The organism is Calothrix sp. CBUCES-K 9914 (assembly GCF_059640475.1).
Genome location: NZ_JBXXZH010000263.1, coordinates 1 through 12,259, shown reverse-complemented (window position 1 = coordinate 12,259; position 12,259 = coordinate 1). Strand labels below are relative to the sequence as shown.

Sequence of the window (12,259 nt, the reverse complement as noted above, 5' to 3'; positions counted from 1 at the left end):
TACATCCGAAGCCTTAAAAGCAACCCAAGCGCCCCTTTTTTAGACTTGTGTGTACACCGTAGCTTTATTAAGGGGGTTAGGGAGGATAAAAATTTTATATACATAAACTCAAATATGCTAAAAAACCAAGTAGCAGTAATCACAGGCGCCAGTAGTGGTATAGGTAAAGCAATAGCGCTCGAACTTGCAAACCAATCAGTAAAACTTTGTCTAATTGGGCGCCATCTCGATAAACTAGAACAAGTCGCGCAAGCAGCCAAAACGGCGCCCCTTGTTCAAACTTACCAACTCGATATTACTCAAGACAAAGATATTGCGATTTTAAATAAATATATAGAAAAAGATTTTGGTGAAGTCGATATACTTGTCCACAGTGCAGGAATAATATCCTTTGGGGAAATTCAAACAACACCTGTAGCATTACTAGATGAACAATATCGTACCAACGTGCGGGCACCTTACTTACTAACCCAAACATTATTACCCTCAATTATCAAATGTACTGGGCAAATAGTCTTTATTAATTCCAGTGCTATTTATGGTGTGAGAGCAGGAGGAGGGCAATATGCAGCAACAAAACACGCACTCAAAGCAATAGCAGATAGTTTGCGCGCCGAAGTCAACTCCCTAGGTGTACGTGTTGTTAGCATTTACCCAGGACGCACCGCAAGTCCCATGCAAGCGTCAATATATGAAACTGAAGGAAGAGAATATAACCCCGAACGGTTATTACAACCCGAAGATGTTGCCAATACAATTATCGGCGCCCTTCAATTACCCCGTACCGCTGAAGTCACAGATATTAACATTCGTCCATTCCTAAAAACCTAACTAAAAACGTAATTAAATTGTATCTCCCCTACTGCTACTCTGTTAATTTCTTGTCCCGACCAACATACAGATTTTGCAGTTGGGTTGTTTTTGACACGTAAACACTTAGCCCTGAGTTTGTTAGTAAATTTCCACAGGTTATTAATATTCACCATTCATTTTTACCTGCCTTTGTTGGCGCCAATCCATATAAGCGTGCGTATCAACGGGGAGTTAAAATTATTGGCGCCACTGCCCATTATGTTACGGCAGATTTAGACGAAGGTCCAATTATTGAGCAAGAAGTTGTGCGAATAAGTCACCGTGATGCTGTAGCTGATTTAATTCGTAAGGGAAAAGATTTAGAACGAGTCGTATTAGCAAGAGCAGTGCGCGCGCATTTACAAAACAGAGTGTTGGTTTATGGTGATAGAACTGTAGTATTTGAATAGTTACTACATTTAACTTGCATGATAAGGACGGGCAGGATGCCCATCCCACAAGATTGTAGTATATATTTGTATAGATTTAAATTTATTAGTACAAGCTGTTGTGATATTTGAACTTAAAGACGTAATTCAAGCTATCGCTGGCGCCGTAACTCCGGTGCTGGAACGTAATGAAACAGTGATAAAATTATTACAAAGGTTTAATCTGGCGCCGGAACATCCTCCTGCTGATTTTTCTGGAGTTTATGCTTATGCACTGGTAGAATATGGAGTTGGTAAGCCTGGGGCATTTTTAGAATTGTTCCGTCATGAGGAAATAAGGCTGGCATTTTGCCCTAAGAGGGCACGCTTCGCGAACGTAAGGCTTTTGACCATAATAATCCTTCGATTGTTCTTTCTGAAGTTGATACATTTCTTAGTAGTTATGAACTTGGTGATGAAATTCGTAATTTAAGTATTGATGTACGACGTGAAATAGCGACTTTTGCATCAGTTTTTATCGAAGTTGCTAAACGAAGTCGTACTCCAGCAGATGTATTGATGAGTCATCAAGTTAGCTCTTTGCATAAAAAGTTGGCAGTTATTCAAGAGCGGTTTGATAGACTACCAACATTGGAAGCTGTTCGCACGGAAATAGCGCAGTTGGTTGGAGAAAGTTATCCAGCGTTACCGGGTAGTGTTGCGTTACCAGATCAACGTAAAAATATTGCTTTGGCACAGCAAATGCGGGGTTGGTTTGAAACGTTGGGTTATGTCTTTGAAAAATACGAAGTTTGGGAAAATAATTATTTTGAGTGGATTATAAATATTCAGGGTAGACGTGGATATGACCGTATTTTAGTGCGTGGAATTGAAGGTGAAGCGGGTGTTAAAGATGTTTCTAGTTTGCTTGCTTCGGTAGAAAACCAGAGTGTAGATGAAGGATGGTTAGTAAGTGCTAGAAGAATTTCACCAGCAGCACGCAACGAAGTTAAGAAGGAAGAATATGATAGTGTTTTTTGCTACACGTTTGATGAGCTTTTAGACCAAGATGCTGATTTTAGTGAGTATCTTAATTGGTTGGAAGCAGAAATAAAACGGCGCTTAATCGATACTAAATATGTTCCGCTTGCTTGTATTAAAGAGGAAATAGACCCTGTTACTAAACGTCGTATAGCGGTAAGTAAATATACAGAAGACGAAGGCTGGATTGACGGTTGTATCGACCTTTGGCTTGATGACCCAGTAAGGGAACATATATCTATATTAGGAGAGTTTGGTACTGGTAAAACTTGGTTTGCCTTACATTATGCTTGGATAGCATTGCAAAAATATCAAGAAGCCAAAAATCGTGGTGTTGAACGTCCTCGCTTACCGTTGTTAATTCCTCTACGTGATTATGCGAAAGCGGTAAGTGTCGAATCGCTCTTTTCAGAGTTTTTCTTTCGTAAGCACAAAATGCGTAGGCTACATTATCCTGCGTTTGAACAACTCAACCGTATGGGTAAGTTGCTACTAATTTTTGATGGTTTTGATGAGATGGCAGCGAGAGTTGATAGGCAAGAGATGATAAATAACTTTTGGGAATTAGCAAAAGTCGTAGTACCGGGTGCCAAAGTTATTTTAACTTGTCGTACAGAACATTTTCCCGAAGCTACAGAAGGACGCGCGTTGTTAAATGCCGAACTACAAGCTTCAACAGCAAACTTAACTGGGGAAACACCACAGTTTGAAGTGTTGGAATTAGAGAAATTCGACGACGCGCAAATTAGACAGGTACTATCATACAAAATCCAATCTTAAAGTTTTAGGCGCCGTAGAATATGGCAAAGACGCTTATGATAAGTAATATGATGTGCGCGTTAAATACTTATAATTTATGTCATTTGGGTTTCACTACTATAAGCTTTCACCCAACCTAGGTTAACGAATTGTATTATAACTAATCATCCTGACTTGATATAATAACTGGTTAAATGTAGAATAAATATTTGCGTATGAATAATTGTAAATTAAATTACTACTTTTGCTTAACAAACACTTAGGTTAAATTTATGCTAATATTTGAGAATAAGGCAGTTATATAAATGACAGCCCGATTAAAAGTTTTAGTGACAATTATGTAATTAAAATTCTACTAAATATATTGTCACGACTATTATTGTTAATTGTTTTCGTCAAGCTACAGTAACTAAATGGAACTAGACGAGTATTACAAGTAAAAAAGTTATAAAATATGTTACTTAACAATCGCTATCAAATTAAAAAAACATTAGTAACTGGGGGATTTGGCGAAACTTTCCTAGCAGAAGATATTCAAATGCCTTCAAATCGCTCTTGCGTAATTAAACAATTAAAACCAATTCAAAATAATCCTCAAATTTATCAGTTAGTCCAAGAGCGCTTTCAACGCGAAGCAGCAATATTAGAGGAGCTAGGCGGCAAGCACAATCAAATTCCAAATTTATATGCTTACTTTCAATCGAATGGCTTATTTTATTTAGTTCAAGAATATATTGATGGCGACACTTTAGCGACTAAAGTATCAAAACAAGGAACTATAAGTGAAAGTATTGTTCGAGAAATATTAGTAAGCTTATTGCAATTACTTGATTATATTCATTCAAGGCGAATTATTCACCGAGATATTAAACCTGATAATATTATTTTGCGCTATGAAGATGGTTTACCAGTGCTGATTGATTTTGGTGCGGTAAGGGAAATTATGGGAACAGCAGTGAATTCTCAAGGTAATCCAACAAGTACAATAGTGATTGGTACACCTGGATATATGCCAAGCGAACAGGCGATGGGTAGACCAGTTTTTTCTAGTGACTTATATAGTTTAGGTATTACTGTAATTTATTTACTAACTGGTAAACATCCAGAAGAATTAGAAACAGATTCTCGCACAGGCGAAATTATTTGGCATCATCATGCTTTTAATGTTAGTCCTACACTTAAATCAGTAGTTGATAAAGCAATATCTTATCATCCACGGGAGCGTTTTGCTACTGCAAAAGAAATGCTTGATGCATTACAGAATGGTTACGTACATTTACCTGAGCAAACAGTAGCAAAAACAGCAGTAGTTCAACCGAATCCTATTTATGCTTCTGTCAATAAATCAAGGGGAATAAATCCTATTGTTATAGGTATCTTGAGTGCATGCGCCTTGATTAGTACTTCTGTTATTGCCAGCATGATGCTAACAAAAACCTCACAGACAGTAGTACAACAATCACCAAGCGAATTTGATTCAGCAAAAAACCCTCAACCCTCTCAAGATACCCAATTACCAGCATTAAACACTCCAAAAACTAGTGAGCAAATTCAAGCTTCTCAACCCACTACGACTAATAAAACAGTAATAGCATCATCACCCCTACCAAATTCTTCTGAGCAAACTCGAGCTTCTCAAAGCACTACGACTAATAAAACAGCAATAGCATCATCACCCATACCAAGTTCTCCTGAGCAAACTCAAGCTTCTCAAAGCACTACGACTAATAAAACAGCAATAATACCATCACCCATACCAAGTTCTTTTGAGCAAACTCAAGCTTCTCAAAGCACTACGACTAATAAAACAGCAATAACATCATCACCCCTACCAAATTCTGTACAGCAGGAAACCAAGTTGGGTAACAATCAAACAAGTCCCAATACTTCTTTACCATCTCCACAAAGCGAAGTAGTGAATTACTATAATGATATTAACAGCGGTAACTATGAATTTGCATGGGATAGATTACCTAAAGCATTGCAGGAAGATACAAAAGTACATCCAAATGGATATGCATCCTTTGCAGATTGGTGGAAAACAGTTAAATCAATTGATGTGCAGCAGGTAGACGTAATAGAAACCAATTCTAATAATGCTGTAGTGAATACTCGTGTTGCTTATAATATGAAGGCAGGTAACACTATGCATATTTCTTTAAACTACACATTATCCTGGGATAATCAAACACAGAAGTGGAAATTTATAAGAATTAAATAAAATTAATATCAATATAAATTAAGTCCATATTCCAGGGTCAGCTTTTTATAACATAACTGATCCCCCCTAGCCCCCCTTAATAAGGGGGGAAAAACAGAGCTTTAAGCCCCCTTTATTAAGGGGGGTTGGGGGGATTTAAATTCTTAACCGAGCAGTATTGAGAGTTAATCCTGTTGCAAACTTTCCGTCGGGTCATCACGCCCAACCCCAAGCAATTTTAATTTTTTCTTCACGTCAACAGGGTTTTGCCCACAATAATAATATAGCTTGCGGCGCAGGTTTGCTAGGTAATACCCAGCCTTCCCACCCGCTACGCGAAACAACTCAGTTGCAACTTGCTGGTAAGAAATTCCGTATAACACCTCAAAATCATCAAAATCAACATTTATTTATGGGAAGTTTTTTATAAAAAACCTTGCCTGCCTTTAGATGCCAGCCACCAACTATACGTTCAAAAACTCGGTAGTAATCCGAGATATAAACTTCTGTTTCTGTACTCATTAGATTCTTTGCTGCGTGACTATTTATATTGGGTTCCGCAAAGCCTCCACCCAACCTACGAAACATTATACTCGTTCAAACAAATCTAATCGATATTGTTCTTCGCGTTGACCTTTGAGGTGTTTTAGTTGGGTTGGCGCCAATTCTAAAAATGAGTCGTGTACTTCATCACCGTTGAGAGGATAATCACGCGCGTATTCTGTCCAGTGTACCAGTAGTAAATGTCCTCCCTTAGCTAGATTTTCTAAAATAAGGGTTTGTGCTTTTTGTAAATCTTCACGACACCAGTAGTAACCGACTTCTGAAATTAAAACTAAATCAAAGGTTTCTTGAGGAAATTGTTCTGGTATCCGCATGAGTTCAAAGCGGACTTGCGGTAATTCTTTACAGCGCACGCACGCTTGTTCTTGTGCTATTTTTGATACTTCTACTGATAGTAATGAATCACAGTATGGCGCCAGTTTTTCGGTTAATATACCAATAGAACCGCCTATTTCTAATCCTGACTGATAACGTGGTTTAGCAAGTGCCTTAATAGTGTTAGTATATTTTTTTGCTTCGTATTCACTTGTTTCAAATTGCCAAGGGTCAGGGTTAGTAGTATATAGAGTTTCAAAATAACTTGGTGGCAGGGAATTTTTTTGTACTTGTTCGGGTTTATGTGGTTTAGGAACGGTAGCTGTATTTAAGGCATCAAAGAATGATTCAATATCTAGAAAATCTGTAATAATACGCTCTACCCCTGCTTCTTGTAATACTTGCTTTTGCGTATCTGAAGCGGCGCCTACAAAAGGTAATTGAAGTTGTATGGCTGTTAATACATCCCAAATACCGTCACCTATACAAACGATTTGCTCGAATTCTTGTTGATTATATGCTTCTTTTGCTCTTTCTATTGCTGTTGTAATAATTACTTCGCGCGAGTAACTATCGTCAGCAGTGGCAATTGGAAATTGTGTAGTATTTAATCCTGCTGCTTGTAACTTCATGAAAGCAGAAGGTTGCCATCCTCCGGTTGCAAGTGCTATTTTCCAATCTGGCAATGAAGATATTTTCTGTAATATTACAGATGCACCAGGTATTTCTGTAAACATTTCTGGTTTTGTTGAATAACGTTGCTGTAATAATTCAACAAAATGATGCTGAAGCTTTGATAAGTCTTCTTCAGATGGCGCCCGGTCAAATTGTTCATGGAATATTTGTAAGGTGATACCAGAGTCAGTAGTGTGTCCATACTTACTCCAATCTGTATTTATTTGTGTAATCTCAAATACATCTGCGAAGGTTTGGACGAAGCACTCTGTATCTACGTCTTTGGTTTTGGTCAACGTTCCGTCAATATCGAATATTATCAGTTTCATATTCTTTTTAATTTCTTGTGGGGTGGGCATCCCTGCCTACCCCTGGATATAGAAGAACGGACAAGGATGCCCATTCCACAATCTGGATGCCCATTCCACAATCTGGATGCTCTACAAACTAACTATTTACTTCTAAATACATTTCCCAAGGATGGGTAAAGTTTAAAAGCATTTCAGGTGTAAGAATAAAAGCTTCGGGGTCGTCGTCAATTAAGTTTGTGGTTTGGGAACGGTAAGCTCTTATTGCTTTTTCTTTTAATGTCAGCATTTTACTGATATCCAGGCGCCAGCAGTCAACTGTTCCTGTAAAATCTCCCCGTTGCTCAGGGTCCCAGTCCCAAATTGGATATTCAATTATACGTGGACTTAGTGTATCTAATGCGTCATGAATTAATTTCCAAGTCGCGCGATGGTCTGAATGTGGGTCTTGGCGCCAAGGTACAAATATAATTTGCGGTTTTAATTTCGCTAAATAAGTGCGGCAATTCTCAACTGCATCTGTATACTGCTCTGGAATGGAACCATCCTGTAAACCTAAGAAAGTTACAGATTTTTTTTCGACTCCTAACAAGTTCAAAGCACTCAGCGTTTCACCTTCACGTAATGCTTTGAGTCTAGGCGCCGGGTACGTTTTAGAATTAGGATGCGATAAAGTTCCATCACTTATAATCAATACGCGCACATCACAATTGAGCGTGCGTAATAAAGCAATGGCACCTCCACAACCTAATGTCTCATCGTCGGGATGAGGTGCAACAATTAATACAGGACTTCCAGCAATTTCCTCAATTGTCTTTATGGGTAAGATATAAGGATTTGCTAGAGGTGATATTTCAATAACTTGGTTATTCATACCACAATGAGTGAGCAGGATTGTTTTGACTTAATGAATATTGTCCAACGCTGGAAAGTGCTGCATCAAAAGCTGGTTGACGCAGGTACAGCGTTAAATCTCTTATTACCCGTTCCATTTGATGCGGTGGCAGTAAACCACGAGTACCAACCGAACGTGTACACATCTGAATTACATCAATACAGACTTGCTCAATTGTAGTTCGTACCATGTTCGCGTAGGCGACCAATTGATCCACTTTCGGATGTGGTTGTGTTGGATAACCGCCAAAAATTGGAGCATAGTTATCTAATACATCAGCGGCGCCTTTCAACCATAGATTACCGCTTTCAACTGCCATTGCCATTCTTCCCACACGTTCTTGTTGGTATGGGTCGTTTGTATAGTCTAATTTTTGAAGATATTCGCGCGTTAGGTTAAACAACGCTTCGGCGCCACCTAACTGAACAGCAGCAAAACGTATAACTCCCGCAGATAACCAAGGTTGACGATAATAGTCTCCTGGGCCGCCAATTAATGAACTTTGTTCTAACTCAACCCCAGTAAAATCTATTTTATAACTCGCAGTCGCACGCATTCCACTTGGTTGCCACCAACTAGGGTCACTCACAGTGGCCACTTCTTCCATTGGCACAATGCACATCTGCCAAGTTCCATCTGGTAAAGCACCGTTTACAAATGGTCTTTCCACAAAACCGGCGCCGGAACAGAATGTTTTAGAACCTTCAAGTCTATATTTACCGTTATCAAGTGGAATAACTTTCACACCATCGTTTGCTTCCGCGTTCCAAACACCAAATATTTTACCATTACGAGCATCACTGGCATACGCTTGTATTTGTTCGGTATTGCCCAAAGTTTGAATAAGTTGCAGTGCATTGACGTGTCCTTCGTACACCCGACCGACTGCGAGATTACCACGTCCAATATGCTTGAGTAACATTAACGTTCCATGAGTTACCGAAGCATCAAAGCCAGCACCCCACCCTCCCAACTCTCGCTGCAACGGTACTACGAGTAAACCTGCTTCAGTTATCAACTCAAACTCGCGTTGCGGAAAGGCGCCATTTACATCAACAGAAGCTGCATTTGCTGCACAAAAGTCAGCAATTTCCACAGCGCGTGCGAGAGATTGAGCAATAGTAGGACTTTCCCATTGTGAATAGGCAAAATCTTGTAGTGGTTGAGTAGTAATAGTAGCCTTGTTCATGTAACAGTTAGTAGTATTATTGACTACAATAAATAAATACAGGCACCTAATGCCTCTATCTAGTGCAAGATTTTGGGTCTTACTCATGGAAGGTGTTTAATACAGGACTTACGCTCTGGGCACATAAAAACCGTAGGGTGGAATGGCACTTACTTAACGATGTTTATGGTGCGTGAAAGCACTGTATTTGGCGTAACATTGCTTGATAGTAATAGCTTTCACGCACCCTACCCCAATTTATTGGCGCCTCAAAATTCTTAAGTAAGCACCATTCAACCGTAGGGTGCGTGACGCTATAAAGAAATTTCAACGTAGATATAAGACTTGTAGCGTCACGCACCGACTCATGATTGTGACTAGTTACAATGTAAGTATTTATACGAAGGCTATTTATCTTATTTGATTTATACTGTATAATATGAAGCTTTTACTATTACTGTTTTAAATATGGGAATTTTTAATAGAATCAGGGCAACTTTTGAAGAATATATAACGTTTAGTTCGGAAGCTAAACAATTAATTTTAAAGAAAAAAACAGTTTTACTTCTTTGTGAACAAGCAAAATCTAGAGTTGAACAGTTAAAAAGCTTACAACCAGATGATGAAGAAGGTTTAATTGCAGTAGTAGAACACAATAAAATTCAAGTACAATTACACTTTACTCCAGAGCAAATTACTCTTCATGAAGATACTTTTGAAGGTACACTACGCTTACTAAAACCACCAAAATTTGAAACAGACTCCTTAGTATATCGTTATCTTATCGCTGGTTGGAATACATTCTTAGGAGGGAAAATTCCTAATGGAGCTTTACCAAAAGGGGTTAGAGTGGAAAACAACAAAGTTTACTATACTCTACCTCGAAATCAATCAACGCTTGTAGATAGTCTTTTTCATAATCTTAAAAATGGCTCTGCTTTAATAACTAACGTCAAACAAGGAGATTTAATTATTGAAACTTCAGCCTCTTTAAACTGGAATGATTTCAAACTTCAAAATCTGCTCCAACTCTTAAAATCACAAAAGTAGGGTGCGTAACGCGATAACAATATTCCAACGAAGCTAATAATTTGGTAGCGTTACGCACCATAAAAACCAAATTTTGTTCGGTGCGTGACGCTACAGGTCTTATAGCTACGTTGAAGTTTTTTCGTAGCGTCACACTACTCCAACTCTTAAAAAAATAACATCAAATTTTGTACATTATTTACTTATTGAGTTCTGCAAGCCAAATTCGTATATTTTGGCGTTGATGTGGTTTAATATATCGCGATGCCTCAGTTAAAACCTCACGTGGAAAAATGTGCCTTAATTGCGCTAGCATCAGCGCATTTTCACAGTCATTAATACATTCGGCTACGTACTGTATTGACTCTGGAGTCAGCCATTCTGGTGTCACTTTAGTTTCACAAATAGGAGGAATTGGTTCATCTGCTGGTATCATTTGTTAGCCCAGCTACTTAAATTAATACCTGTTACATCCGTTTTAATCTGTTGCCAGATTATTGTCAACTCGCTAAAGGAAAGGTGGCTGCAAGTGCCCATCCGAAAAATAAAGCGTTACCAATAGCATAACTCCAAGGCTCGTTCAATACACTAGCAGTAAACGAAAAAATAGCCACTAGTACAGGGAAAACAGGTAACAGCAATGCAATAAAACCAAGTTGTGGCAGCAAGTAAAGTACTAAAATGAATCCACCTATTATCACTACACTTTGTCCCAACCACCAGAAAACCCGTTTTCCAAACGTGATATTTTGCTGTGCTATTCCCGATGCTAAAAACCAAGGAAAACAAGTAATTGCCAAAATTGGAAATAATTGTAACCTAACAGGCGCCAATAACCACTGTAGCCATACGACCTGTGCCATTGCGCCAAACCCAACCCAAAGCATTGCAAATAATGTAATTCCAGCGATAACTGCCTGTATTCTCAGTCTTGGTAAGCGTGCCATAATAGTCAACCAAGTTATACCAGCAACACCATACCAAATACTGACCGCTCCACCAACTAACACTCCCCCCAAACCTTCGATATTACCAACGTGATTAAATAGCATCAATGCGAAGCTAGCAAAAAAAGGCGCCGCTAACAAACCTGCCCAATTGACTATTTTTGGGCTTTTGTGATTTAAGTTAATATTAAAGGTGGGAGCAATGGCGCCAAGTACGACTAACCAACTCAACAAGTGTACAAGATACCAAAGAATACGATTATCTATATAATTACTTTGACGCTGCACACCGAAGGTAGCATCCAGCCATTTTTTGGCAACTTCATGACTACGCGCGCGGAACAGTATTGTAATATGTTCAGCATTGGGAATAATTACTAAATTCCTTGCTGTTCCACCTGCAAAATTTCTATTTTCTCCACCTGCTGTTCGCAATAAACGCTGTGCATTGGCAATAAATGCACCTTCCCAACTACCCGCTTGCAGTTGAAGGTTACGAGGTGCAATAAGTGTAGGTCTGGCGCCTGTCGGTGAAACGGCGATAGTAGCAGTATAGCGGTTAACATTATCTATAGCAGCAGACATAACGGCGCCGCTTCCCATTGAGTGACCGAGAGTTGCAAGACGTGATGCATCTACTTCTGGTTGTTCAATTAATGCTGTATAAGCAACATTTAAATTTGCCGATAATGAATCTGGTTGTAATGGCTGCGTATTAGCTGCATGGCTGTCAAAATCCCATAACATTACAGCATAGCCAGCATGTGCAAACGTATAAGCATAGCCAAGCATTAACTGCTTAGAACCAGCATAACCGTGCGCGATAAGAACACCAGGTACTTTTTGGTTGTTTTGTTTTGGCGTTATGTATAGTAAGGGTACACCCGCGCGTTGGAAATGGCGGATAGTAAGAGAAGTTTGTACTGCCATTACATTCCACCAAGAAGCAGCGATTAGTAAGAGTGCGATGGTTAGGGCGAGTATACGCTTACGATTCATGAAAGTAGAGATATCTATAGATATAAATAATTATCTACTTTACAAGTTTTGATCCCCCCTAGCCCCCTTCCACGCGGCAGGGCTGATTCGTTCCCTAAAAATCTTGAAAAATCAAGGGTTTCGCGCAAATCTTTATTGG

Annotated in this window: 9 protein-coding genes and 2 pseudogenes; 6 read left to right on the top strand and 5 right to left on the bottom strand. The window is 39.0% G+C overall.

Features of this window, described 5'->3' with window-relative positions:
• The first annotated feature begins 114 nt into the window (after nt 1-114).
• The 5 genes and pseudogenes from AC2JBO_RS36780 (at nt 115) to AC2JBO_RS36760 (ending at nt 5,650) form a co-directional block, all read left to right on the top strand.
• The gene (locus tag AC2JBO_RS36780; RefSeq protein WP_496958580.1) at nt 115-831 is read left to right on the top strand and encodes an SDR family NAD(P)-dependent oxidoreductase; all 717 of its coding nucleotides are present in this window, start codon (nt 115-117) and stop codon (nt 829-831) included.
• A gap of 104 nt (nt 832-935) precedes the next feature.
• Nucleotides 936-1,262 (top strand): annotated as a pseudogene (locus AC2JBO_RS36775) (formyltransferase family protein); the annotation flags it as partial.
• 100 nt (nt 1,263-1,362) lie between these two features.
• Nucleotides 1,363-3,035 (top strand): annotated as a pseudogene (locus AC2JBO_RS36770) (NACHT domain-containing protein); the annotation flags it as partial.
• A 439-nt stretch (nt 3,036-3,474) separates the two neighbouring features.
• Nucleotides 3,475-5,241, top strand: a complete 1,767-nt coding sequence (locus AC2JBO_RS36765) for a protein kinase domain-containing protein (RefSeq protein WP_496958579.1) — start codon at nt 3,475-3,477, stop codon at nt 5,239-5,241.
• A gap of 157 nt (nt 5,242-5,398) precedes the next feature.
• On the top strand, nt 5,399-5,650 hold the full coding sequence (locus AC2JBO_RS36760; RefSeq protein WP_496958578.1) for a hypothetical protein: 252 nt from the start codon (nt 5,399-5,401) through the stop codon (nt 5,648-5,650).
• Between the two features lie 157 nt (nt 5,651-5,807).
• Here AC2JBO_RS36760 and AC2JBO_RS36755 read toward each other — a convergent pair whose 3' ends face one another.
• The 3 genes from AC2JBO_RS36755 to AC2JBO_RS36745 form a co-directional block, all read right to left on the bottom strand.
• On the bottom strand, nt 5,808-7,133 hold the full coding sequence (locus AC2JBO_RS36755; RefSeq protein WP_496958577.1) for an SAM-dependent methyltransferase: 1,326 nt from the start codon (nt 7,131-7,133) through the stop codon (nt 5,808-5,810).
• An 88-nt stretch (nt 7,134-7,221) separates the two neighbouring features.
• On the bottom strand, nt 7,222-7,956 hold the full coding sequence (locus AC2JBO_RS36750; RefSeq protein ID WP_496958576.1) for a PIG-L deacetylase family protein: 735 nt from the start codon (nt 7,954-7,956) through the stop codon (nt 7,222-7,224).
• Nucleotides 7,949-9,166, bottom strand: a complete 1,218-nt coding sequence (locus tag AC2JBO_RS36745; RefSeq protein WP_496958575.1) for an acyl-CoA dehydrogenase family protein — start codon at nt 9,164-9,166, stop codon at nt 7,949-7,951. The genes AC2JBO_RS36750 and AC2JBO_RS36745 overlap by 8 nt, the downstream gene beginning before the upstream one ends.
• 447 nt (nt 9,167-9,613) lie before the next feature.
• Between AC2JBO_RS36745 and AC2JBO_RS36740 the strand changes: the two genes are divergently transcribed.
• Nucleotides 9,614-10,195, top strand: a complete 582-nt coding sequence (locus tag AC2JBO_RS36740) for a hypothetical protein (RefSeq protein WP_496958574.1) — start codon at nt 9,614-9,616, stop codon at nt 10,193-10,195.
• Between the two features lie 178 nt (nt 10,196-10,373).
• On the opposite strand, the gene AC2JBO_RS36735 is transcribed toward AC2JBO_RS36740, so the two are convergent.
• Together AC2JBO_RS36735 and AC2JBO_RS36730 are read right to left on the bottom strand one after the other, a co-directional pair.
• Nucleotides 10,374-10,610: a hypothetical protein gene (locus AC2JBO_RS36735; protein ID WP_496958573.1), complete on the bottom strand. Its 237-nt coding sequence runs from the start codon at nt 10,608-10,610 to the stop codon at nt 10,374-10,376.
• A 64-nt stretch (nt 10,611-10,674) separates the two neighbouring features.
• A complete protein-coding gene (locus AC2JBO_RS36730; protein WP_496958572.1) occupies nt 10,675-12,120 on the bottom strand; it encodes an alpha/beta hydrolase in 1,446 nt (481 codons plus the stop codon).
• Nucleotides 12,121-12,259: the final 139 nt, after the last annotated feature.